This is a genomic window from Methanohalobium evestigatum Z-7303 (assembly GCF_000196655.1).
Lineage (GTDB): Archaea > Halobacteriota > Methanosarcinia > Methanosarcinales > Methanosarcinaceae > Methanohalobium > Methanohalobium evestigatum.
Genome location: NC_014253.1, coordinates 1,593,277 through 1,617,125, shown reverse-complemented (window position 1 = coordinate 1,617,125; position 23,849 = coordinate 1,593,277). Strand labels below are relative to the sequence as shown.

Below are 23,849 nucleotides of genomic sequence, written 5' to 3'. Positions count from 1 at the left end.
TATTATCATTCAATAACCTACGGTCTTAATGCAATTTTAATAATATTAGTTTTACTATAAATTAAATTGTAGAATTAAAATGCCAGAAACTATTGGTTTTTCAGGAAAAATAGTTTATTGGAAGTGTTTTAGTTTTTCCAGATTGGATAAAAATTAATATTGCGTAACTGGAATTTGTTTTTCACCAAATCCGTTCTGTAGTATCCGCTTATTATCACTTCTACTGTGCGCTTTCCTTCAACAACAAGAAAATCACATATGACTTTAAGCATGTTTCCATCTTTTTCAGCAACCATATTCATTGTAACATGATGTTTTTCAGAGTGTGTTTTTCTGTTTAATCTGGTGTTTTTATTCCTTTTTATCGTTTGTTCTCTGAATTCAACCCGTTTACTGTCTGTAAATTCATATTCAAGCAAGTTTGTAATCTGTAAATCAGTATTTGTACTGTCATCCGGAAGAAACTGCGAAAGACAAAGATTTGCTATCCGTAATTTGTCTTTATTTGTTAAATCTATACTATAACCCCCGCGTTACTTAATCCCTAATTCGGTGTTTATATTAACCGGATTTATAATTTCGGAAACTCTGTTTTTTATAAAACCATTAAAATACAAGTAGACATTTATAAGATAGATTAACAATAAAATTTCGAGTTCCATGATACCTGAAAAATCATATGACATAGTTGTTGTGGGTGCCGGACCAGCAGGGTCAACAGCAGCCAATTATGCAGCCAGAAATGGCAAATCAGTTCTTTTAATAGACAGGAAAAAAGATATAGGCACACCTTTACAATGTGGTGGATTTTTACCTCATTATGAAACATTGAGAGAACTGGTTCCAAATGCTGAATTACCCTACACTCTTGAAGAGTATCCTTCGGAATGTATCCATACTACAACAAGTTGCCAGCGTTTTATAGCACCTGATGGCTGTTCAAAACAATTTGATGTTACAGCAGATGCAATAGATAGACGGCGTTTTGATAAATATCTTGCAAAAGAAGCTGCAAAATCCGATGTACAGGTTATGCCGGGAACAACAGTAACAGAAATTAATGGATCAACACTAGAACTTGAGGGTGTTTTTGGCAGTTTTACAACTGATGCAGATGTAATCATTGGTGCAGATGGTCCAAATTCAACCGTTGCAAAGAGCAAAGGTTTGTCTCGTGAATACGACCCGATGTCAGTAGGTACCGCTTTTGAATACGAACTAAGCGGTGTTGATGTGGACAGGGATGCTGTTGAGATGTATTTTGGTAAGGATTATGTACCCGGTGGATACGCATGGATAATATCCCAGGGTGGTGATACAGCAAATATAGGAGTTGGTATTAGAGAAACTTTATTTGAAAAAGGCATGTGTGCAAGGGATTATCTTAACAAATTTATGTATGAGCATCCGATAGCAAGTGAAAAATTAAAGAAGGGTTCAGTGGTTTCAGTAGTTTCAGGTATAGTTCCAGTGGGTGGAGCTCCTAAATACACGGTGTCTGACAATACTCTTATCGCAGGAGATGCAGCAGGACATATAATAGCAACCAACGGTGGTGGAATTCCTACTGCGATGGTTGCTGGAAAAGTTGCAGGTGAAACTGCTTCTGAATCCATAGATGGTAAATGTGAGCTTGATGAATATGAAAAACGCTGGAAGGCTCAGATGGGCATGGAAATAAGGACTGCAGTGTACATAAGAAAACTCATGGACAGACTTATGCGTTCTGATTATATGATGTCAAGAGCTATTAGGTATACATCACCGGAACATATGAAAGCCATCCAGTGTGGTCAGTTACCTGATGTTGTAAAAAAAACACTTTTAAAAATGAATCTGGGGTTTACGTAATTATGTATGTATTTGTTTATGGAACATTAAAATCTGGATGTGTGAATTCTAATCTTTTAAATGATGCTGATTTTATATCTTCTGCTTCTACAATTGACAAATACACAATGCTTGACTTTGGTATTTTTCCGGGAGTGGTGGAGGGTAACACTTCAAAGATTTATGGAGAGGTTTATGATGTGGATTTCAATACACTTGTATCGATAGATGAGTTTGAAGGTGTGTGGTTCTGTAGGGACGAAGTCCGGCTTGATAATAATATAATTGCGTATATGTATTTCCTTGTACAGATACCAGACGCTTTTGATAACAAGTATGAAATAGTTGAAAGCGGAAATTGGCAGTGCTAATATGTCAGCCAATTCTTACAGTAATACCTCTAAACCGGGGACAATCTGTTATACAGCACACGGAAACCTGTATTTGAATATCACAAACCGATGTACTGCAAGGTGTGTGTTCTGTGTACGAGACCTTTCGGATGGAGTTTACGGATACAACCTGCGTCTTTTATATGAGCCATCAGTTGAGGAAATTAAGCAGGCACTTGAAAAAAATAACTTCTTAAAATATCGAGAAATAGTTTTCACAGGTTTTGGAGAACCTACTGTCCGTCTGGATGATATGCTATCTCTAATCCGGTGGCTTAAAGGTCATGGTGCCTATGTAAGATTGGATACAAATGGACATGCACAATTGCTATATCCTAACAGGGATGTGGTTAAAGAATTGAAAGATGCAGGTCTTGATGCGATTTCAGTAAGCCTTAATGCCGAATCCGAGGATATATACAATAGACTTTGCCAGCCCAGATATAAAAATGCTTATCAGTCAATGCTTGATTTTACAAAAAAAGCCGTAAATTTGGGTATGCGTACCAGAATGACAGTAGTGGGTTTTACAGAAATCGATATTGAAAAATGTAAGCGTATTGCCGATAATATGGGTGCGGACTTCCATGTACGTTGAAATATAATTAAATTATATGTATTTTAGAAGGTCATCGCGTTTTGCCTCATGCAAACGGTTTTTAATAAGTTCCCTTGCTGATTGTATATCACCCTTTTTCACACTAACAGGAGCGATAATATCTATCCATTGTTTCCATGGAGGACTCATACCGAGCCTTTCGACAATTCCATTCATTATCTGTTCATAGTCTTTGGATTTTATTTTATCAATTTTGTTTACAGCAACAATGGTGTCGATATTCAGTTCATTTAAAAATTCAAACATTTCAATGTCAATAGGTATCTCGTCTCTTGCGTTCCATCTATCAGCTATATCTATAAATGCTGGACCATCTATGATAAGCACAGCAACTTTAATCCTTTTGGCATTATTTTCAAAATAGCGGACAATTTTGTCGTGGACAATATCTTTCTTCCGGTCTTTGACCCCGCTCATAAATCCAAATCCGGGCATATCGGTAACCAGCATATCAGAATAGCAGATGTTGTACGGTTTTAATGTAACACCCGGACGTTTGCCTACTTTAACCTTTTTACCGGTAAGCTCACGGATGAATGAAGATTTACCTACATTTGATCTGCCTGCAAAAACAATTTCCAGATTAATATTTTCAAAATTATCTTTTTTCCCTTTTTTCATGATGGTTTAAAAATCCTGTATGTCTGATATAAAAGAACTTATAATTCCGTTTATTCTGTCAACCATTGATTTCATTTGATCATATGCACTGTTTGGAAGTGATTTTACCTTTTCAAATATTCCTTTTTCAGTCTGGTTCTGTTCCTTTATATTGCTGTTAGATGTATTTTTAGTATTATTCTCAGTTTTTCCACCGATATTTTTGAGTTCATCTGATTCTTGTACAGGCACATCTCCAACATTTAACATAAACCTTTCAGTCCGTACTGTGTCACTGTATCTTTTTTGGTCTACAAATTCTGCACTTGCTGCAGGGACTATCACATTACCCTTATCTTTCATCTTTATTGAATAATCTAAAATGCGTTTCTGTGAAGGATGTAAAATCAGGCTGTCTTTAATATTACCCTCAATAAGTTCTGCTTTTGCTGGTAATCGGTCTTCAATATTAACCGTTGCTGAACGGTCGCCTGTGTTCTGAACATCTACTGTTATATTTACTACATCATCAACTTTTAAATCTTTGGGGGCATCGATTGTTTTTGTAATGTTAAGTTTTGGACCATGAACAGTTATCCATGAAGGTTTAGTAGTATTGTTATGTATCGGTTCGTATTCTGTTATGTTTTTATGGTAGGTTATGCCCAGATGAGTAAGGGCTATATGGGTAGGCGGTAGTTTGAATTCACCGGCTTTAAGAGATTTGATATGGTAGCTGAATTGTTTAGTGCTTTTCCCGTCCAGATCCATGGAAATATTTACATCTTTATCAGGGTCTACAACAAAATGCTCTGGCAAACTTTCGTTTATTTTTATATTTTCAAAATCAATATCTTTTAAATTTTCAATCTGTAACGTTATACGTGCACGTTCATTGATATATACATCCTGTCCTCCCCATTTTTTAACTTCAAGTGTGGTGTTAATCCATGTTTTGTTTATCTTTCTGAAAGTTTTTAATTCCTCTGGGTCTTTTGCTTTATATACTCCTATATTTGTATAAGGAGTTGAAACGCTTTCGTTGTTCACAATTTCAAAAGAATTTATTTTCAGCGACCCATTGAAAACTTCAGAAGCGGTATTATTGTTATAATCCACATTGGGCTGGATAGTTGTATTGTTTACAGAAAGTATAGACCTCCAGGAAGTAGTGCTGTTTTTGACTGATACGACTACATGTTTTATATCGCTGAATTCAGAAGCTTTGGAAAAATCTTCAACTTCGATATCATATCCACTAACTTTTATGGTGTCTCCCCAATAGAGTGTATAATTGCCTTTATGAGTCCATTCACTCACATTAGTTTCATTTGTCGTGTTTCCATCATCTGCACAAGCTACACCTATAAAGGCTATTGATGCTATTAATAACAATATTATCGGTTGCAACCTATAATAATTCATACAATCATCCTTCGTTTTTATTTACTTTGTTTTCTGTAAATATAATAAACACATGTAAAAACTGCAATAGCCAGCAAACCTGTGAATCCAGGTTGTTTAACCGGTTTTGACCCATCTTTGTTCTGGTTGGTTGTGCCAGAGGTACTACCATCAGAATTGTCTGGATTATCTGTCTGTTTTTCAGTATTTGCTGATGTATTTACCCAAATTTCTGGACGGTTGGAAGTTTTCTTTCCGCTGTATCCTTCCATATCTATAAATGTCAATGTTGCAGCAGGCAATTTCACATTACCTTCATTATTAAATTTAACAGTATAACTAAAACTCTTAGAATTACCGGACTTAACCACGTCTTTAAAATGTTTTGATCCTTCAACAAATTCAACATTTGATGGTAAATCTGTGTCAGAAACGTTTACATGGGTATTTTTGTTACCAGTGTTTTTTATCTCGATGGTGATTTTTGCATGTCCACCGGGAACTATACTTGTGGAATTTACTTTTTTATTGAACACGAGGTAAGGACCATTAATTTTAATCTGGGGTTTGTCTGATGTAGTATCATATTTTTTCGAATTGGGTGCTTTGAAACTTGCAGATGCATCGGGTAGTCTATATTTACCGGGCTCTAAAGGTTGCAATGAGTAACTATACAATTTTTTGGTAGTTTCATCTGGTTCAAGTGAAATTGTTTTGTTACTGGTGATGTTGTTTTCAAGTTCCAGTTTATCGGTAACAGGGTTGTTTACGTTTATATTATTCAGTTCACAGAGACCGCCATTTCTTACATTTACAAGCACATAAGCGGTGTCTGTCATGTAAATTTCTTCAGTTACTGTTTTTGTAACAATCAAATTCCATTTTTTCTTGATGGTGATTGATTTTGATTCGGTATCATCGAAATTGTCGTTGTTTATATCATAACCACTGGCATCAGCAGAAATGTCAAAGGATTTTTTATCCCACAGAAGGGGAACATCCAGTTTTACAGTAAAAGTTTGTGATGTTTTACCTTTTTTAATTGATTCGATTTCATGGTTAAGTTCCCCTTCTACAAGTTCAAGCCCGCCGGTATCAATGTTCAAGTTCACATCGTTAATTTCGGCATCACCTTTATTTTCAACTTTTAGGTCAGCAACTATTTTAGAAGGATTGGAGGACTTTTTGGGGTCATAGGTATCTTTTTCTGTATTAATATGTATTTTCAAATCTGGGAGACCTCTTTTTTGTATCTGGATTTTTGCTGTAGGGTCTTCCATATTACCTGTCCAGTCATCGACATTAGTTTTTATTTCTTTTATATAGACCCGGACATCATCTCCTCCACTTTTATCGCGATAGCTTAGAGACTCTCCAACTGTAAGTGCTCCCAGTTTTTTTCTTTCACCATTTTTTGTAATTTCGATGGATACGTATTTTTTTCCGCTTTCTTTATAATCAAAATCCTTTACTGTTATCACATAATCATTGTAGTTTGTTGAATCTCCCCAATGGATTGTGTTTGTTTTTTCATTCACCCATTCAACATCACCAAGGTTGTATGCGGTGACTGATGAACAGAAACCAAATATAAGAATTAGAAGTATAAATATCGTTTTTTTTGCCATACTGACATCTCGTATATTTTCTTTTAACCAATTAAAATTTTAAATTTTATATTATAATCTCTTAAATATGTTTTAATTATTTATCACTCATTATATATTTTATTTTTTATAGGCCTTATATATAAATTATATTAAAAAATAGTTTACGAGAAATGGGGCGCAGGGGTAGAGAAAGTCTATGAGTAAATTCCGTTTAAATAGAGATGAATCATTCCCCGCTGATGTCTGATCAACTATAGATTTTATGGGATAATCGCTAACATCAGGTAAAAATTATATAGTTTAAAAACGTATAATCAGTACCAAGTTAAAGGGTGGAGGCGATGGTTCGTAAAGAAGGTCAGAACTGTAGGAATCTAAGATTCAAGATACGTCCAACTCCTGAACAGGAGAGGAAACTGGATGAGACTCTGGAATCTTGCAGGTCAATCTGGAACCATCTTCTGTCACTTCAGGTCGATTTATACGAAAGATCCGGTCTATCTGTAAAAAGGTCAGACCTGGAAAAACACCTGAAAAATCTGGATTATCCGATACATTCATCGGTAAGACTGGATGTATTCCAGCGATTGTGTTTTGCTTATGACAAGTTTTTTAATGATTTAAAAAAAGGTAGACTGAAAAAACCAAACCTAAAAAAGGGATGTTCGTCAAGAGAAAAGATGTCCCATGTGGAAACAATTCTTCAGGATTCATCAAATACGATGGAATCCTCCCTAAAGCCCATCCCAATTTCAAGAGCAGAGAAGATTTCAGTAGTTTCAGATACAAACAGCATGGTAATGGATGGTGGCTCAAAGAAGATAAGTTATATCTATCCAAGATAACACATAAATCGAAACCCATCAAGATTGATATCGATAAATTCCCAGAAGGCGAACTGAAGACATGTACTCTCAAGAAAGAGGGTAAAAAGTGGTTTGCCTATCTAACTGTTGAACTACCGGAAAATCCTACACCTTCTACACCTACAAACGCTGTTGGTATCGACCTTGGACTTAAATCTTTCATAACAACCAGACGGTGATTTTGTCGAACCACCTAAAATCCTCAAGAAAGCCGATAAAAGGCTTGCTAAAGAACAACGGAAATTGTCGAGAATGGAATTCAAATCAAACAACTATAAAAAGCAGAAACAGAAAGTGAACAGAATTCACAGAAAGGTTGCTGCTGCAAGAAACCATTTCTCGCATTGCCTGAGCAAATTGTTGGTGGATAAATACGACCTGATTGTATTTGAAAACCTGAAAATAAGAAACCTTGTAAAAAATAACAAATTGGCTAAATCAATATCTGATGTAGGCTGGAATAAACTGGTTCAGCACGTAACCTATAAAGCTGCTGAGAGAGGCAAGATTGTAGATAAGGTGAATCCCAACTACACTTCTCAGGTCTGTTCTCATTGTGGTACTAAAAAGAAAAAGAAACTAAGATTGGAAGACAGAACGTTCTACTGCAGTATTTGTGGATTAGAAATCGATAGAGACTTCAATGCTGCGGTCAACATCCTGACGAAATCATCGTATTATAACTCAAAATAGCATACCGTGAGGCTCGCGGGAATTAATGGCTGTGGAGATGGTACCTCTACGACTGGTCCCAGCATCAGTTCGCAAGTACCGTCCATGAACCAGAAAATGCTCAACCTCATTAAAGGTTGAGGCTCTCAAAAGAACTTCATGACTTTAGTCGTGGGAGAGTAGTCAGCCGCCAAGTGTAATATCCTGTTTATCATACCAATCAATAGCATCGTTAAGATGTTTGGGTTTAAAATCTGGCCAGTAATTGTCTACAACATAAAAATCCGAATATACCGATTGCACAGGTAAAAATCCACTCAAACGCCTTCTACCGCCCCATCGAATAATAAGATCAATTCTGGATATTTCTTTTGAGTTAATCAAATACATTATATTTTTTTTATTATTTGTAGATTTATTTTTGTTATCCAGATTTTTTAGTCCTTTTAAATCCCACTGCCATCCGTAATTTACCAACAGGTTGACTTTTATATTTCCGTCTCCAAAAGTTTTTCTGCTGGTGTATGGTATCAATTTTTCAGGGAACATGGGGGATTCAGTATCTCCAACTACCAGAAACTGTGACCCTTCATTGATAGCACCGTTTGCTGCTTGTATACATGCATTGGTGAAAGCTTTAGTTTGTTCAGATGTTCTTTTGGTATTGTCCATTGTAAATCCATAGAAGGTTAATTCTTCTACACCCATTTTTTTGCAGAGGCGTATTAATTCGATGCCTGGATCGACTCCATAATCATATCCTTTTTCTTTAGATAAGCCTCTTTTTAGAGCCCATCTCCTGTTCCCATCAGGGATAACTCCTATGTGTTTTGGTATCCGCATCTATTTAACTCCCCATATAAAATATGACAAATTAGTTTTTAAAATTAACTTTTTTAGGCTATATATTTTATATAGATGAATATATTCTAAATTCATAATCTATATATATCGTTCTGAGAATTAATAGATATAAAAGAGATGAAAATATAGTGGGTTGGGGAGTGGTTGTCATTCAAGAAAAGGAGATAAAAAATATGGATATTAAACAAAACAAAGCAACCTGTAAATATACAGGTAATAAATCCAGAAAAACAATCATTAACAACAGTGGTTTCACTGAAATTATAAATTCAGAAGAACTTGAACTATATCAGTTTATGGTCGGTGGACTGCAGGCTAAATAACCAGTTTTAAGGGATTTTAATGTATAATCAGATTGAACAAATTTGTATAATATGTAAAATTCAACTTAAAAAACAAGTGGTTGGTTCCTATTGTTGCCGAAATTGTGGAGGATTGACTTCAGTAGATCCACGTTTATCCAGATTATAAGGGGTATGTATATGTGTAAAATAGAAAAACTGGGATATTCCAGATATAATAAGCAACGATATTGCAGGGAATGTATAATTTACAACCAATTAGGTAAATGTGAGTATCTCAAATGGTGTGAATCAGATAATCAGGAAAATAATAATATGCCAAAATCAAATGTCTACAATCTGGAAAGCAGCAAATCACTACTTCAGGACTGGGACAGCTGTCAGCCCAACTATTTGAACGTGGGACATTAAGTCAGCATTTTGATATTAAATTTTTTAATTGTAGTGTTGGATATGTAATGTTATAGTCCAGTAATAGTTGGAGTGGGTAATTATCGAATCTGTAAATGACAGCATTATATTGTGCTATTTTTGTAAACAGCAGCTTGAACACCGGATTCTTGGGTTGAAAAACGTCTATAGCTGCCGGAACTGCGGCTATTTGACTTTAAAGGATGATTTGGCGGTTATAAAAACTAAAAGAAACGGTGTAAAAATATGCTGGTGATTTACTAAGTAAAAATCCGATAATTTGATATTTTTATATCAATGTGTATAGTATATGAAATTTTCAGATATTATTCCAGTACTTGAAACAGTTGCACCGCCTGAATATGCAGAAGAATTTGATGCAGGAAGAATAGGAGATATAATTAATCTGGATAATGATATAGATAAAATAGCGGTATCACTGGATCCAACCGACTATGTATTAAAACGTGCGGCTGATATCGGTGCGGATTTACTTATAACCCATCACACCCTTATATTTGAGCCTGTAACAAAGATTGCAAAACCTTTTTCAGATAAATTGAAAGTAGCTCTTGATAATGAAATATCTCTTTACAGTATGCATACCAATTATGATAAAGTACCGGGAGGTGTAAATGATATCCTTGCAGACCGCTTGGGATTGACAAATATAGAGGAACTGGAAATTGGAAGAATCGGATACATATCTCCCTGTTCAACTGGTACATTTGCAGGGCATGTGTCCAGATGTCTTGATACCCATGTCCAATATGTGGGAGATAACAAAACAGTGGAAAAAGTCATGGTGTTTGGAGGTAGTGGTTTCAAATCTCAGTATCTGGATATAGCCCATGAAAACGGAGTTGATGCTTTTGTTTCAAGTGAACTGAAACATGATGTAATACGCAACAGGGGGGATATCTCTCTGATTGATGCAACACATTATGCCACTGAAAACCCAGCCATGGAAAAACTGTGTGAACGCCTTGAAGAAATGCTTAAACTGGATGTAGAGTTTATAGACCACAACCCGTTTATCAGCGTAATCTAACATGGAAAGAAACGATAAAATAAAACATAAAAAAGCTCAGGATTTAACAGAAGATGAACTTGATGAGTTAATGATCCAGCAATTCAAACAGCAGATACGCTCTGATTATCGAAGAAGTCTTGGCAACGAACATGCAAGAATAAAAGGTCCATTATCCTTAAAAACAAAAAATAAATCTTTTGATGATAGTGATTAATCATTCATTTTCTATATTTTGAACCATGTCTATCATCCGATTTTTGATATCTCTGATTGAATCCACTGAACTGGAACCTATATCCAGAATTGTGGTGTTTTCAAAATCTGCACGTACTATATCTGGGTCATAGGGAATTTCTCCCAAAACCGATATTCCAAGTTTTTCAAGATGTGGCTTTACATCGGCTGAAGAGCTTTTATTAACAACTGCAGCAAGGTGTTTGATCTCCAGTTCATCTGCCAGTTCCTTTATACGTGAAGCGGTTTCAACAGAACGCATACCCGGTTCTACAACAATGACCATTAGGTCTATACCTCTGGTTGTGCCTCTGCCCAGATGCTCTATACCGGCTTCCATGTCCATTATTACAGCACTTTTTTCCTTTAAAACAACATGCCTTAAAAATGCACGTAAAAAGGCAGATGCTGGACACATACATCCACTACCACCCTGCTCAATTGTGCCCATGACAAGCATGTTTACTCCATCGGGTCCGACAACTCCATATTTTTCAACCACATCATCGACTTTTGGATTTAATTTGAAGGCTCCACCTGTCTCACCTGCACGTTCTCTTATTAAATCCTTATATTCGGTAAGCGGTGCAGGTGGTTTCTCTATTCCAATAGCGGATGCAAGGTTCATATCAGAATCAGCATCGATAGCAAGAACTTGATAATCGTCCTGTGCCAGTAATCGTGCAAGAGTGCCTGCAAGGGTTGTTTTCCCAACCCCTCCTTTGCCGGTGATTGCTATTTTTACCATATATAGTTCTCATATATTTTTAAGTAATAACGAATCTATTTATGTTCTTTTAATTTATAGATTTAATCAGTGCTTTAACTTCTTCCATTTCTTTTTCACCGTTGATTGTTATTAGTTTAACATTTTCTCCTTTAATGTTTAATTCAATATCTCCGTCGGGAACAGCTCCAACAGTTATAATTGTGGAATCAGAAGTTGACCAGGAAGCAATAACTCCTCTTACATCAATTGAAAACCCGTTTGCAGGTATAGAGCCAACATAATAGTCTGCATTTGCAGTTGACCCATCACTTATGTTTATTTCTTCACTTCCTTTTTTGTCAAAATTTTCGATATTTGCCTGTTTTGCCAGTTTTTCTATTTGGGTATCAACTATTGTGGATATAACAGTATCAGGCAGTTCAATTCCTGAGGGCAAAGTCAGGTTGATGGTGACCAATCTCGACCCCAGAATACCTGCACCAAAATTGGTTTCTAAATCTATATTCTGGTTTATTTGTAGGTTCTGTATCTGTCCTGATATCTGGTTTGATAGCAGTTTATCCTGATATGTCGTTATTGCTGTGTTTACGGATACATTGTAATCAGCTACTGATTGTTCATAACTTTGATAATCTACACTACCGGTTTTCTCCCATCCATATTCTGATAGTGCTGATTCACTGGCTTCTGCAGGGGTAGCTTCAGGTGTTTCAAGACAACCACTAACTGATGTGGCAAGGATTACTGTAAGAATTAGAATCGGGTATATATACGATTTTTTTACCATACAAATCACCAATTTTAAAATAGTTATAATAATTTTTTAAATTAACTATATTATATTTTAATCTGAAAATTAGTAGAATATATAATATATTATCGTATATTTTATAACAGTGTAAAAACATCTGTAATCAGGGGATACTATTGAATAACCGCTTTAGAAAAGTCCGTATTGTCCTCCTGCAAATTCTTATACTAAATGTTGTTGTAGCTCTTGCCAAGATCATCTATGGAAGGATTACAAACACACTAAGTATGGAATCTGATGGTTATCATTCACTTATAGATGGCATCTCTAATATAACCGGACTTGTCGGTATTCAGATAGCTTCCAGACCCCCTGATAAACAACATCCTTACGGATATCGCAAATATGAAACACTCAGTGCCATAATAATATCTTTCTTTTTAATATTGATAGGGTTTGAAATAATCAGCAACGCAATCGGAAGATTCAGAGCCGATGTAAGTCCTGATGTAACATCCATAAGTTTTGCAATTATGATTTTGACAATGATCATCAATTTCCTTGTAACCAGATATGAACGCAAACAAGGAGATGAATTAAACAGTGAGGTTTTAATTGCGGATTCAATGCATACAAAAAGTGATATTTTCCTTTCATTATCTGTGATTGTGGGTTTGGTTGCGATAGAACTTGGTTACCCTATTATTGACCCGATAATTTCGCTTATAATAGCAGTAATTATATTCCGTGCAGGCTATTCAATTATACGCCAGAATGCTGATACTTTGCTTGATACAGCCCAGATTGATGAGGAAGAAATTTGTACACTGGTAAAATCGGTGTCAGGTATCAAAGAGTGCCATAAAATCCGAAGCAGAGGGACTAATGATGCAATCCATATAGATTTACATATAAAGGTGCGACCTGATATGCGTATAGATAATGCACATAGTGTGGCACATGATGTGGAAAGAGACCTTAAAAATAAATATCCGGGTGTAAAAGATGTTACTATTCATATTGAACCAGCAAAAAGGGAATCTAAATAATTGAAAATCAGGGTAGTTTTAAAAACATGACAGGTAATACATTTGGGCAATTTTTCAAAATAACAACATGGGGTGAATCTCATGGTCGTGCAGTAGGAGTAGTCGTTGATGGAGTTCCGGCGGGGCTGGAAATCAATAAGGAACTTGTGGAAAATGAACTAAAAAGAAGGCGTCCGGGACAGAGCAGTGTATCTACCCCTCGAAAAGAAACCGATGAGGTGGAGATATTATCGGGTGTATTTGACAACAAAAGTACTGGTACACCTATATCAATGCTTGTATGGAACAAAAATGCCAATTCCAGTTCCTATGAACACCTCAAAAACCTCCCGCGACCCGGTCATGCAGATTATTTCTACCTGAAAAAATACGGAATCCGGGATTATAGAGGAGGAGGGCGTTCTTCTGCAAGGGAAACAGTAGGACGTGTTGCAGCAGGAGCAATTGCAAAAGCCCTGATGGAGACTTATGGAATCAAAATTGTGGCACATGTACTAGAACTTGGAGGTATTAAAGCAAAAAAACTGGAGTTTGATAAGATACTGAACAATTTAGAAAAGACACCTTTAAGATGTGCAGACCTTGACGCTGCTGAAAAGATGCGTGAAAAGGCGGAACATGCACGCGATATGGGTGACAGCATCGGTGGTATTGTTGAGATAGTAGTAAAAGGAATCCCAGCAGGAATCGGTGAGCCTGTATTTGACAAACTTGATGCCGACCTTTCAAAAGCTATTATGAGTATCGGAGCGGTCAAAGGAGTTGAATTTGGTTCAGGTTTTGAAAGTTCAAAGATGTATGGAAGTGAAATGAATGATTCATTTGTTATTGAAAATGGGGAAGTAAGTACAGAAACCAACAATGCTGGAGGAATAATTGGAGGTTTATCTACTGGTATGCCGATAATCTGCCGTGCATCTGTGAAACCGACACCTTCCATTTCAAAAATACAGAAAACGGTTGATTTATCCACGATGACAGAAACTGAAATATCTGTTAAAGGTCGTCACGACCCTACGATACCACCAAGAATGGTTCCTGTTGCCGAATCTATGGTAGCACTGGTTATAGCAGAGCACATGATTAGGAGTGGATATATAGACCCTGATTCATTAATGTGATAAAAGAAAAAGATTTTAATCTACACCCAAAAAGGGTGTAGTTATAGTCTTAAAGTTCCAGTTCTTCCATCCTTGCAACTGCCTGATTGATACGCTCGACGGTCTGTGTCAGTGCAAATCTGATGTAGCCGTCTCCATAGTCTCCGAAACCCACACCGGGTGTAGCAACAATTCCGGCATCCTCAAGCAGGAGTTTGGAGAATTCTATAGAATTGTATCCTTCTGGGACAGGAGCCCATGTATAGAATGTAGCTTTCTGTGGTTTTACATCAAGTCCGAGTTTATTGAGACCTTTAAGCAGTGCATCACGTCTGTCCTTGTAGATTTTGTTCATATCTGAAACACACTGCTGTGATGAGGTGAGTGCCGTTACACCTGCTTTCTGGACAGCTTCAAAAGCACCTGAATCGACATTGGATTTGACTTTTCCAATTCCCTTTATAATATCGCTGTTTCCTACTGCAAAAGCAATACGCCATCCGGTCATATTATAGGTCTTGGAAAGTGAATACAGTTCAACACCAACATCCATTGCTCCGTCAACATTCAGGAAACTTGGGGATTCGTATCCGTCAAATACGATGTCTGAATAGGCATTATCATGAACAACAACAATATCGTTGTCTCTTGCAAAATCAACCACTTCTTCAAAGAACTTGTGATCAGCAACAGCACCTGTGGGGTTGTTCGGATAATTCAAAAACATCATTTTGGTTCTGTCACAGACTTCCTTTGGTATCGCATCAAGGTCTGGTAAAAATCCGTTTTCTTCAAGCAACGGCATGGTGTAGGCTTCCCCTCCAGCAAAAAGTGTTCCTATCTTGTAAACTGGATATGCAGGGTTTGGTACAAGTGCTGTATCACCCGGATTAATAAATGCAAGTGGACTGTGGGCTATACCTTCTTTCAGACCTATCATTGTCAGGGTCTGGGTATCAGGGTCTACTTCAAACCCTCTATTCTCTTTGCACCAATCAGCAGCAGCATTTCTAAAATCATACATGCCGTTGTATGACGGGTATCTGTGATAATTGGGATTGTAGATGGCTTCTGACATGGAATCTATAATGTGTTGTGGTGTTGGCTGGTCAGGGTCTCCTACACCAAGGTCTATAACATCTACACCTTTGTTCATCACTTCTGCCTTTGCTTCATCTATCGCTGCAAACAGGTATGGGGGGAGTGAGTTTATTCTATCTGCGTACATTTCTTCACCTGTCATTTTTATCCCTTTTAATTTATATGACCTATATAATACTGCTATTTAAAAATCATGGATAGAAGTATCAGTCAACAATAACCTGCTGTAAACATTTTTCTACCACTTAAATTTTGGTAATTTATATTTTTATAAAAAATTGCAGTTTCAAAATAAATTCATATATAAAAGTTTTGTATCTTAGTTTCAAAAGTAATATTAGTAATTAACAACAGTTTTTAATATTGTTACTATCTGATTATAATTTATCAAAGTCAGTAACTAAATTATATATAGTAAATCATGGTAGGGGTTTGTTGTAGTTATAGACTGTATTAGTAATAGATAATACAGAAAGCTTTTAGCTGGATGTTTAAACAATTAAGGGGGTATATATTGTTATCCGAATATAATAAAGGGGTAAACATCCCAGATTCAGTTGAAAATGATTACTCGTATTTAAAAGCAATATTTGAAGCCCAACAAAATGGTATTTTTGTTGTTGATAAGGAAACACATGTTGTTGTTGATACAAATATATATGCTGTAGATAAAACAGGATATACTAAACAGTCAGTGGTTGGCAATCCTGTTTCAGAATTTATTGTGTTTCCTGAAAATGCTGGCTGTTTAATCGACAAAAATAATGAACTTGAATGTAAAATAAGAACTATTGACGGAGATAATTTACCTGTATTTATGACGTCATCGTCTATTACAAGGAACGGTTTAAACTATCAGATACTTAGTTTTGTTGATATCACCCAGCTTGAAGAAAAGTTACATAACCAGCAAAAGTACACTCAGGAACTTGAAAAATCAATTGAATATAAGGATTTATTTACAGATATAATCCGCCATGACCTTTTGAATCCTGCAGGGCTTGTCAACGGTTTTACTCAGGTGTTACTTGATATAGAAAATGACAGCAACAAGATAAAAATACTTAAAAAAATTAAACACCACAACGAAAAATTGATAAATGTCATTGAATCAGCATCCAAATTGTCAAGACTGGAATTAACTGAAAGACTTGAACTAAATAATATCGACATATCTCCTATAATCAGTAATGTGGTCGATGACCTCAAAGACCAGATAGATGAAAAGGGTATAAAAGTAGAAACCAGAACACATGGAAGTTATCCAGCCCTTGTCAATGACATCATCGAAGATGTGTTTTATAACCTTTTATCCAATGCTATAAAATATAGTCCGGAAAACAGTCGGGTCACAATTGCTATACAGGATGAAAAAGATTTTTGGAAAATTAATTTTGCAGATTCTGGGGAGGGGGTAGACAAAAAAGACAAGTCCAGATTGTTTGAGCGTTTTGAACGTGCTGATAAAAGTGATATAAAAGGTCTTGGTCTTGGTCTTGCAATTGTTAAAAGGGTAATAGAATTACATGGTGGTAAAGTGGGGGTATATGATAATCCTGAAGGTATAGGAAATATATTCTGGGTAACTCTGAAAAAACCCTGAATTTATAATCTGCTTTTTTGTTGGCAAAAAGTAAATAATAACAACACAAATAGTAATTAATAGTATTTGAGCAGATAACTAAATATTGTTGTATTTTCGGGGTAGTTTAATGTGAATGAATTCTATGAACAAATACTTGAAAATATCAGTCAGGGTATCTGGGTTGTTGACAAATTTGACAAATTCATCTATTTTAGCCAAAATATGGCTGATATAACCGGTATTTCAAAAGAGGATGTTATCGGAAAATATCTTATGTCTTATATGCCTGAAAGAACAATTGGAAATGATGTACATTTTAGAGAACTATTTTTGCGTGTGAAAAATACACTTCAGCCAGAACACTTTAAGTCTATACCTCTAAGAAATAAAAAGGGTAATATAACTTATCAAAGCGGCAGGCTTGTGCCAATAAGCGATACTGATTCTAATTACAATGGTATGGCATGTATCATTGAAGATATAACCGAACAAAAGCTCAGCAAAAAAACCCAGCGTGATGAATGGGAAGCTGAAAACAAGTTGGAATCCATATATAAAAGCAGCCCGGTCATCGCGTTTTTATGGAGGGCTGAAAAAGACTGGCCAGTAGAATTTGTTTCGGACAATATAATCCAGTTCGGTTATACTTCGGAAGATTTCACTTCAGGTCGGCTTATTTTTGGTGATATTGTACATCCAGATGATTTACAAAAAGTTCGTGATGCGGTTTCACAGGTTGAAATTGGTGGATATACTTATTTTACCAAAGAGTATAGGATATTGACCAAATCTGGTGAAGCACGATGGGTAACTGAACGTTCCATGCTCGGTCGGAAATATAATGGAGTTCCTGCTTATTATCAGGGTATAATTATTGATGTAACTGAAAGAAAGAAGGCAGAAGAAGCTTTACGAAAATCTGAAAGAAAATACAGATTGATATTTGAAAATTCACCACTTGGTATATTTGATTTTGATGAGAACGGTGTAGTAACAAGTGGCAATGAGAACATGTTAAAAATTCTTGATTTAACCAGAGATGAATTAATAGGTTTTGATATGCCAAAATCTCTGGAAGATGAAGATATGAAAAAGGCTCTATATCAGGTGTTTCAGAAAAAAACGGGACATTATGAGGGTTATTATCGGTCACCAACAAGTAACAAAACAGTTCCTCTGAAAGTGGATTTTAGCCCAATCATTTCAGAAGAAGGAACAATACAGGGTGGAGTCGGTATTGTTGAGGATATTACAGAACGCAAACAGGCAGAAGAAGCTTTAAAAGAATCTGAGAAAAAATTCAGAAGCCTTTTTGAGAACGCCAATGATGCTATTTTTATACACGATTTGAAAGGCAATATACTTGAAGTAAATCAGTTAGCAAGTCAGAGACTGGGTTACAGTAAAGACGAATTGACAAATATAAAATCAATGGACTTGATATCACCTTTTTATGCAGACAATATGAAAAACCGCTTGAATACTATCCAGAAAAAAGGACACGGAATTTTTGAAACGGTACAAATAACCAAAAACGGCTCAAGTATTCCTGTAGAGTTGAGCAGCAGAATTATAGAATATGAAGGCAAAACTGCTATACTTGCACTTGCCAGAGATATTACCGAACGAAAACGTGCTGAAAGAAAACTCAATGAATATGCAAATGAACTTGCCAAAGCCAACGAAGAACTTAAATCCCTTGATAAGATGAAAGACGAATTTTTATCCAATGTAAGTCATGAATTAAAAACACCATTGACATCTATTAAAGGTTACAGTAATATCATTTATGAAGAGACACTTGGAAAGCTCAATGATGAACAGAAAAAGACAATGAATACTATAGTACGAAATTCTGAACGTCTTAGAAGACTTGTAGATTCTCTTATTTATATGAGTATGAGTCAGGCGGGTAAAATCGAGTATTCATTTGAACCTGTTCAGATATCAAAAGTAATAGACGATGCGATAGAAGACACCAATTTTGAAATTAATAAAAAAGGTCTAATTTTGAACAAAAATGTATCAGAAAACATTCCACAGATAAATGGTGATAAAGCTAAATTAACCGATATGCTGACAAATCTCCTTGATAATGCAACAAAATTCACATCTTCTGGTGGTGAAATAACAGTGGAAGCATTTGAAGAGGATGAACATATCCATATAAAAGTAACTGATACCGGTGTAGGGATTCCTGAAGACCTTATTCCCTATCTTTTCCAGCGTTTCTACCAGATTGATTCATCCATCAGACGCAAATATGGAGGAACAGGACTTGGGCTTTATATATGTAAACTTATAGTAGATGCTCACTATGGTAATATCTGGATAGACAGTATAGAAGGAAAAGGAACTACTGTCCATGTAAAACTTCCTGAAACCGAGAGCTGAAAATCTTATTTTATTACTTTTATTACAGTAATCATCTCAATTTTTATATGTTATAATGTGATAACCCAGTCGGTTAATATCAAATCCTTTTTAAACGATATGTATCATTTTACTTTATATTTTCATTCAAAAATAGAACCAATGAGGTATATTAATGAGCGATATTTTGCGAAGAGGCAGACTTTCCGAAATTCCTGACGATGAAGTTCTCAAATACATATCGTCTATGGAAACAGACAGGTGGATATTTCAGGCTGATATCCTTGTGGATATGGCACATACAATAATGCTGGAAGAACAGGAAATCATCCATGAGGAAGAATGCACCCGTATACTTGAAGCGCTTTTAAAAATAAAAGAAGATGGTATCGAAAGTTTGAGCCATGATTATGAGGACATCCATATATCGCTTGAATCAAAATTGATTGACATGGTAGGTGAAGACATCGGTGGAAAGATGCATTCTGGTCGTTCACGCAATGATGAAATAGCAACCTGTCTCCGTATATATCTAAGAGATGAAATAACAGGGATAATGTCTGAACTGGTAAACCTTCGCACAGTATTGCTCAAAATCGCTTCTTATAATGTGGATACTGTAATGCCGGGTTTTACACACCTGCAGCATGCACAGCCCACAACGTTTGCTCATCATCTTGTAGCCCATGCAGAATCATTATCCAGAGATTTTGACCGTTTGTTTGATGCTTTTAAAAGGATAAATATGTGCCCTCTTGGGTCGGCAGCTTTTGCATCTACAGGTTTCAATCTCAACCGTACAAGGACACAGGAATTACTGGGGTTTGATGGTCTGATTGAAAACTCTATGGATGCGGTAAGTACCCGTGATTTTTTGGTTGAATCGGCGTCTGTATTGTCAAATCTTATGATAAACCTTAGCAGAATGGCTGAAGAAATAATTATATGGTCATCGCCTGAGTTCAACTTTGTGGAACTTGGTGATAAATACGCGTCAACATCATCAATCATGCCTCAAAAAAAGAACCCTGATACTGCTGAACTTATTAGAGGTAAAACCGGGTCTTCTATAGGTTCGCTAACATCTCTTTTATCAATATGCAAGGCGTTGCCCATGAGCTATAACCGGGATTTACAGGAAGCAAATCCCAGTATTGTGAATACTGTAAACATCACCTCATCATCTGTCAAAATTATGTCAGGGATGTTTGAGGATATGAATATAAATTCAGAGGTAATGCTTTCAAGATCAAAAGAAGGTTTTACAACTGCAACCGAACTTGCAGATACACTTGTAAGGGTGACGGGTATACCGTTTAGAACGGCTCATCAGATAATAGGTGCGATTGCCAAAGAACCCGGTACACCAACAATTGAAAAAATAGATAATGTTTCACTGGATGTACTGGGTAAAAAATTAAGTGATATTGGATTAACTGAGGGACTGGTTCAGGAAGCACTTGATCCGGTCTTAAACATTAAAAAACGCGATGTTATTGGTGGACCTGCACCTGATGAAATGCTTAGATGTATCAATAACTGTAAATCTAAACTGGAAAACGATGAAAAAAAGCTTGAAAAGGTAAACAGTAATATAGGCAGTTCCATTGATAATCTGTTTGAGCTTGTTGATGGCTGTATTAAAAGTAAATAAGTGATTGTTATGGATTTAGAACAGGGCGACCGGGTACAGATAGTAAAAAACGATGTTGTATATGAGGGTATTGTAAGACCCAGCAATACGGAGCATATTGTACTGAAAATGGACAGCGGCTATAATGCTGGAATACATCCTGAAAATGCTGAAATCACGGTTGTGGAAAAGAAAGAAGCAGAAGAAAAAACACGATTTTTTAAACCTGAATCCGCATCTACAAAACAAAAAAGTGATCTCCCCAAAGTATCTATACTTTCAACTGGGGGAACGATTGCAAGTAAAATCGATTACAGAACAGGAGCAGTAACTGCACAATTTTCGGCAGACGACATACTTGAGACGATACCTGAGTTGAGTGAAATCGCAGAGTTCACCGGGAAGGTGGTGTACAATGTACTGTCCGAGAATATGAAACCTGAATACTGGACTGAACTTGCAAAGACGGTTTCAAAAGAAATTGAAAACGGTGCAGACGGTATTATAATAGCACATGGGACTGATACCATGATGTATTCCGCAGCTGCACTGTCGTTTATGATTGATACACCGGTTCCGATAGTGTTTGTAGGGTCTCAAAGAAGTGCGGACAGACCGAGCAGTGACAATGCAATGAATGCAATATGTGCAGCAACTGTTGCAACAAGTGATATTGCTGAAGTAACTGCAGTTATGCACGGGACAACATCAGATGATTACTGTGAAATACACCGCGGTACACAGGTAAGAAAGATGCATACATCCAGAAGGGATGCTTTCAAATCCATAAACTCGGACCCTATTGGTTTTGTCGATTATTCTAACCGTAAAATAGAAACAATTTCGGATTACACAAAACGCGGCACCAGAAAATTAAATGTCAGAGAACAGATAGAACCAAGCTGTGGTCTTGTAAAATTCACACCCGGAACAAGCCCTGATGTTCTTTCGCATTATATTGATTCGGGTTATAGAGGAATTGTTCTGGAAGGAACGGGTCTGGGACATGTATCAACAGACTGGGTACCAGAAATTGAAAGAGCAGTGGACTCTGGAATTCCGGTAGTTGTGGCATCTCAATGTTTGAACGGAAGAGTATGTGACAGAGTTTATGATACAGGAAGAGATATGCTAAAAGCTGGAGCTATTGAAGCTGAAGATATGCTTCCGGAAGTTGCACATGTTAAATTAATGTGGGTACTTGGACAGACAGATGATTTTGATACAGCTATAGAAATGCTGAAATCCAATATTTCACATGAAATGACTTCCAGAAGCCTATGTTAAAAGAGTGACAATTAAATTTATGAAAGTAATTTAAATTCCATAATTTCAAATTTATCAAGGTGAATATATGTTAATGGAAAAACTTAGAACACACCATACAAGAGATATAGAACCGGAAGAGATGGCTGATAAAAGCGTAACTCTTGCTGGCTGGGTACATGAAGTGCGTGACCTTGGAGGTATCTGTTTTGTAGTCCTTCGCGACCGTGAGGGTATGGCACAGGTGACCCTTGTAAAGAAAAAAGTAGATTCAGATTTCTTTAACAAGGCTAAAAAACTGATGCGTGAATCGGTAATATCTGTTACAGGTACTGTAAAGCCTGAAGAAAAAGCACCTAACGGTTATGAAGTATTACCCGATGATATAACAGTGCTCAATGAATCCTGTACTCCACTCCCACTGGATACCACCGGTAAAGTGGAAGCAGAAATGGACACCTGTCTTGATTCACGTTATGTGGATTTACGGAAACCAAGAACCAGTGCTATATTCAAAATCCGTCATGAAGTATTAAAGGCTGTACGGGACAACTTTACAAGAGAAGGTTTTATCGAGACCACCACTCCAAAAGTTGTGGCAACTGCTACAGAAGGTGGAACATCACTTTTCCCGATAACCTATTTTGATAGAGAGGCATTTTTAAACCAGAGCCCCCAGCTTTTCAAGCAGATATTGATGTCGGGTGGACTGGAAAAGGTTTTTGAAATCGGTCCTATATTTAGGGCAGAGGAACATGATACCCGCAGACATCTGAATGAGGCAACATCCATAGATATGGAATCCAGTTTTTCAGACCATTTTGATATTATGGAAACACTGGAAAATACAATTGCTCATGCATATTCGCAGGTAAAAGAAAATGCATCCCAGCAACTTGAGTATCTTGGGATTGACCTTGAAGTACCAGAAACCCCGTTCAAGAGATTGACCTATTCAGAAGCAATTGATATTATTAACCAGTATGGTAAAGAAGAATTGGAATGGGGTGATGATTTAAGTACACTTTCTGAACATACACTTGGAGAGCATGTATACAATGAAACCGGTGCACATCATTACTTTATAATTGACTGGCCGACCGAGATAAAACCGTTCTATGCAATGCCTTATGAAGATAACCCTGAAATAAGTAAAACATTTGATATGATGCACACAAGGCTGGAACTTTCATCAGGTGCTCAAAGAATCCATTATTATGATATGCTGAAAAACAGGATAGAAAATCAGGGACTTGACCCTGATAGTTTCGATTTTTATCTGGATGCTTTCCGTTATGGAATGCCCCCGCATGCAGGATGGGGTCTCGGTTGTGAACGTTTGTTAATGACAATGCTTGGTCTGGAAAATATCAGGGAAGTTGTTCTGTTCCCCAGAGACAGACGAAGATTATCACCCTGATTCT

Annotated in this window: 24 protein-coding genes; 16 read left to right on the top strand and 8 right to left on the bottom strand. The window is 36.5% G+C overall.

Going from position 1 to position 23,849, the window contains the following annotated elements; genetic code table 11:
- Positions 1-128 precede the first annotated feature (128 nt).
- The gene (locus METEV_RS08010; protein ID WP_013195017.1) at positions 129-419 is read right to left on the bottom strand and encodes a hypothetical protein; all 291 of its coding nucleotides are present in this window, start codon (positions 417-419) and stop codon (positions 129-131) included.
- 241 nt (positions 420-660) lie between these two features.
- Between METEV_RS08010 and METEV_RS08005 the strand changes: the two genes are divergently transcribed.
- The 3 genes from METEV_RS08005 to METEV_RS07995 are packed head-to-tail and all read left to right on the top strand — an operon-like array spanning position 661 to position 2,820.
- On the top strand, positions 661-1,851 hold the full coding sequence (locus tag METEV_RS08005; protein WP_013195016.1) for a geranylgeranyl reductase family protein: 1,191 nt from the start codon (positions 661-663) through the stop codon (positions 1,849-1,851).
- Positions 1,852-1,853: 2 nt separating this feature from the next.
- On the top strand, positions 1,854-2,201 hold the full coding sequence (locus METEV_RS08000; protein WP_013195015.1) for a gamma-glutamylcyclotransferase family protein: 348 nt from the start codon (positions 1,854-1,856) through the stop codon (positions 2,199-2,201).
- A gap of 1 nt (position 2,202) precedes the next feature.
- On the top strand, positions 2,203-2,820 hold the full coding sequence (locus METEV_RS07995) for a TatD family nuclease-associated radical SAM protein (protein WP_013195014.1): 618 nt from the start codon (positions 2,203-2,205) through the stop codon (positions 2,818-2,820).
- Between the two features lie 12 nt (positions 2,821-2,832).
- Here METEV_RS07995 and engB read toward each other — a convergent pair whose 3' ends face one another.
- The 3 genes from engB to METEV_RS07980 are packed head-to-tail and all read right to left on the bottom strand — an operon-like array spanning position 2,833 to position 6,473.
- Complete coding sequence (gene engB, locus METEV_RS07990; RefSeq protein ID WP_013195013.1) at positions 2,833-3,462, bottom strand: GTP-binding protein EngB; 630 nt, start codon at positions 3,460-3,462, stop codon at positions 2,833-2,835.
- A 6-nt stretch (positions 3,463-3,468) separates the two neighbouring features.
- The gene (locus METEV_RS07985) at positions 3,469-4,866 is read right to left on the bottom strand and encodes a COG1361 family protein (RefSeq protein WP_013195012.1); all 1,398 of its coding nucleotides are present in this window, start codon (positions 4,864-4,866) and stop codon (positions 3,469-3,471) included.
- 17 nt (positions 4,867-4,883) lie between these two features.
- Positions 4,884-6,473, bottom strand: a complete 1,590-nt coding sequence (locus METEV_RS07980) for a COG1470 family protein (protein ID WP_013195011.1) — start codon at positions 6,471-6,473, stop codon at positions 4,884-4,886.
- A 323-nt stretch (positions 6,474-6,796) separates the two neighbouring features.
- Here METEV_RS07980 and METEV_RS12730 point away from each other — a divergent pair, with 323 nt between their 5' ends.
- Both METEV_RS12730 and METEV_RS12725 read left to right on the top strand, forming a co-directional pair.
- Entirely contained in the window at positions 6,797-7,300 is a 504-nt protein-coding gene (locus METEV_RS12730) for a helix-turn-helix domain-containing protein (RefSeq protein ID WP_049891135.1), read from the top strand.
- Between the two features lie 219 nt (positions 7,301-7,519).
- The gene (locus METEV_RS12725) at positions 7,520-8,014 is read left to right on the top strand and encodes an RNA-guided endonuclease InsQ/TnpB family protein (protein WP_232216914.1); all 495 of its coding nucleotides are present in this window, start codon (positions 7,520-7,522) and stop codon (positions 8,012-8,014) included.
- Positions 8,015-8,176: 162 nt separating this feature from the next.
- Here the strand turns inward: METEV_RS12725 and uppS are convergent, their stop codons facing one another.
- Positions 8,177-8,836: a polyprenyl diphosphate synthase gene (gene uppS / locus METEV_RS07965; protein WP_013195010.1), complete on the bottom strand. Its 660-nt coding sequence runs from the start codon at positions 8,834-8,836 to the stop codon at positions 8,177-8,179.
- Positions 8,837-9,030: 194 nt separating this feature from the next.
- Here uppS and METEV_RS07960 point away from each other — a divergent pair, with 194 nt between their 5' ends.
- The 4 genes from METEV_RS07960 to METEV_RS07945 all read left to right on the top strand — a co-directional run bounded on the left by METEV_RS07960 (position 9,031) and on the right by METEV_RS07945 (position 10,817).
- A complete protein-coding gene (locus METEV_RS07960; RefSeq protein ID WP_013195009.1) occupies positions 9,031-9,180 on the top strand; it encodes a hypothetical protein in 150 nt (49 codons plus the stop codon).
- 159 nt (positions 9,181-9,339) lie between these two features.
- A complete protein-coding gene (locus METEV_RS07955) occupies positions 9,340-9,570 on the top strand; it encodes a hypothetical protein (RefSeq protein WP_013195008.1) in 231 nt (76 codons plus the stop codon).
- Positions 9,571-9,880: 310 nt separating this feature from the next.
- Positions 9,881-10,621: a Nif3-like dinuclear metal center hexameric protein gene (locus METEV_RS07950; protein ID WP_013195007.1), complete on the top strand. Its 741-nt coding sequence runs from the start codon at positions 9,881-9,883 to the stop codon at positions 10,619-10,621.
- Between the two features lies 1 nt (position 10,622).
- A complete protein-coding gene (locus METEV_RS07945; RefSeq protein WP_013195006.1) occupies positions 10,623-10,817 on the top strand; it encodes a hypothetical protein in 195 nt (64 codons plus the stop codon).
- Here the strand turns inward: METEV_RS07945 and METEV_RS07940 are convergent, their stop codons facing one another.
- Both METEV_RS07940 and METEV_RS07935 read right to left on the bottom strand, forming a co-directional pair.
- On the bottom strand, positions 10,818-11,585 hold the full coding sequence (locus tag METEV_RS07940; RefSeq protein WP_013195005.1) for an ATP-binding protein: 768 nt from the start codon (positions 11,583-11,585) through the stop codon (positions 10,818-10,820). It abuts the gene before it with no gap.
- Between the two features lie 49 nt (positions 11,586-11,634).
- A complete protein-coding gene (locus METEV_RS07935) occupies positions 11,635-12,354 on the bottom strand; it encodes a DUF6517 family protein (RefSeq protein ID WP_013195004.1) in 720 nt (239 codons plus the stop codon).
- A 140-nt stretch (positions 12,355-12,494) separates the two neighbouring features.
- Between METEV_RS07935 and METEV_RS07930 the strand changes: the two genes are divergently transcribed.
- Together METEV_RS07930 and aroC are read left to right on the top strand one after the other, a co-directional pair.
- Positions 12,495-13,367, top strand: coding sequence for a cation diffusion facilitator family transporter (locus tag METEV_RS07930; RefSeq protein WP_013195003.1), 873 nt, complete (start codon positions 12,495-12,497; stop codon positions 13,365-13,367).
- Between the two features lie 26 nt (positions 13,368-13,393).
- A complete protein-coding gene (gene aroC, locus METEV_RS07925) occupies positions 13,394-14,488 on the top strand; it encodes a chorismate synthase (RefSeq protein WP_013195002.1) in 1,095 nt (364 codons plus the stop codon).
- A 49-nt stretch (positions 14,489-14,537) separates the two neighbouring features.
- On the opposite strand, the gene METEV_RS07920 is transcribed toward aroC, so the two are convergent.
- Positions 14,538-15,695: an LL-diaminopimelate aminotransferase gene (locus tag METEV_RS07920; protein ID WP_049891284.1), complete on the bottom strand. Its 1,158-nt coding sequence runs from the start codon at positions 15,693-15,695 to the stop codon at positions 14,538-14,540.
- Positions 15,696-16,082: 387 nt separating this feature from the next.
- On the opposite strand from METEV_RS07920, the gene METEV_RS07915 reads away from it, so the two are divergent.
- The 5 genes from METEV_RS07915 (at position 16,083) to aspS (ending at position 23,845) form a co-directional block, all read left to right on the top strand.
- Positions 16,083-17,171, top strand: coding sequence for a sensor histidine kinase (locus tag METEV_RS07915; protein ID WP_013195000.1), 1,089 nt, complete (start codon positions 16,083-16,085; stop codon positions 17,169-17,171).
- Between the two features lie 111 nt (positions 17,172-17,282).
- Complete coding sequence (locus tag METEV_RS07910; RefSeq protein WP_013194999.1) at positions 17,283-19,547, top strand: PAS domain S-box protein; 2,265 nt, start codon at positions 17,283-17,285, stop codon at positions 19,545-19,547.
- A 154-nt stretch (positions 19,548-19,701) separates the two neighbouring features.
- Complete coding sequence (argH, locus tag METEV_RS07905; RefSeq protein WP_013194998.1) at positions 19,702-21,180, top strand: argininosuccinate lyase; 1,479 nt, start codon at positions 19,702-19,704, stop codon at positions 21,178-21,180.
- A 9-nt stretch (positions 21,181-21,189) separates the two neighbouring features.
- Positions 21,190-22,446, top strand: coding sequence for a Glu-tRNA(Gln) amidotransferase subunit GatD (gene gatD, locus METEV_RS07900; protein WP_013194997.1), 1,257 nt, complete (start codon positions 21,190-21,192; stop codon positions 22,444-22,446).
- Between the two features lie 67 nt (positions 22,447-22,513).
- On the top strand, positions 22,514-23,845 hold the full coding sequence (aspS, locus tag METEV_RS07895) for an aspartate--tRNA(Asn) ligase (protein ID WP_013194996.1): 1,332 nt from the start codon (positions 22,514-22,516) through the stop codon (positions 23,843-23,845).
- Positions 23,846-23,849: the final 4 nt, after the last annotated feature.

What these genes read in the sequence shown, in the direction of transcription:
- METEV_RS08005 (WP_013195016.1), top strand. Translation starts at nt 661, where the DNA reads ATGATACCTGAAAAATCATATGACATAGTTGTTGTGGGTGCCGGACCA.
- METEV_RS08000 (WP_013195015.1), top strand. Translation starts at nt 1,854, where the DNA reads ATGTATGTATTTGTTTATGGAACATTAAAATCTGGATGTGTGAATTCT.
- METEV_RS07995 (WP_013195014.1), top strand. Translation starts at nt 2,203, where the DNA reads ATGTCAGCCAATTCTTACAGTAATACCTCTAAACCGGGGACAATCTGT.
- engB (WP_013195013.1), bottom strand. Translation starts at nt 3,462, where the DNA reads ATGAAAAAAGGGAAAAAAGATAATTTTGAAAATATTAATCTGGAAATT.
- METEV_RS07985 (WP_013195012.1), bottom strand. Translation starts at nt 4,866, where the DNA reads ATGAATTATTATAGGTTGCAACCGATAATATTGTTATTAATAGCATCA.
- METEV_RS07980 (WP_013195011.1), bottom strand. Translation starts at nt 6,473, where the DNA reads ATGGCAAAAAAAACGATATTTATACTTCTAATTCTTATATTTGGTTTC.
- METEV_RS12730 (WP_049891135.1), top strand. Translation starts at nt 6,797, where the DNA reads ATGGTTCGTAAAGAAGGTCAGAACTGTAGGAATCTAAGATTCAAGATA.
- uppS (WP_013195010.1), bottom strand. Translation starts at nt 8,836, where the DNA reads ATGCGGATACCAAAACACATAGGAGTTATCCCTGATGGGAACAGGAGA.
- METEV_RS07960 (WP_013195009.1), top strand. Translation starts at nt 9,031, where the DNA reads ATGGATATTAAACAAAACAAAGCAACCTGTAAATATACAGGTAATAAA.
- METEV_RS07955 (WP_013195008.1), top strand. Translation starts at nt 9,340, where the DNA reads ATGTGTAAAATAGAAAAACTGGGATATTCCAGATATAATAAGCAACGA.
- METEV_RS07950 (WP_013195007.1), top strand. Translation starts at nt 9,881, where the DNA reads ATGAAATTTTCAGATATTATTCCAGTACTTGAAACAGTTGCACCGCCT.
- METEV_RS07945 (WP_013195006.1), top strand. Translation starts at nt 10,623, where the DNA reads ATGGAAAGAAACGATAAAATAAAACATAAAAAAGCTCAGGATTTAACA.
- METEV_RS07940 (WP_013195005.1), bottom strand. Translation starts at nt 11,585, where the DNA reads ATGGTAAAAATAGCAATCACCGGCAAAGGAGGGGTTGGGAAAACAACC.
- METEV_RS07935 (WP_013195004.1), bottom strand. Translation starts at nt 12,354, where the DNA reads ATGGTAAAAAAATCGTATATATACCCGATTCTAATTCTTACAGTAATC.
- aroC (WP_013195002.1), top strand. Translation starts at nt 13,394, where the DNA reads ATGACAGGTAATACATTTGGGCAATTTTTCAAAATAACAACATGGGGT.
- METEV_RS07920 (WP_049891284.1), bottom strand. Translation starts at nt 15,695, where the DNA reads ATGTACGCAGATAGAATAAACTCACTCCCCCCATACCTGTTTGCAGCG.
- argH (WP_013194998.1), top strand. Translation starts at nt 19,702, where the DNA reads ATGAGCGATATTTTGCGAAGAGGCAGACTTTCCGAAATTCCTGACGAT.
- gatD (WP_013194997.1), top strand. Translation starts at nt 21,190, where the DNA reads ATGGATTTAGAACAGGGCGACCGGGTACAGATAGTAAAAAACGATGTT.
- aspS (WP_013194996.1), top strand. Translation starts at nt 22,514, where the DNA reads ATGTTAATGGAAAAACTTAGAACACACCATACAAGAGATATAGAACCG.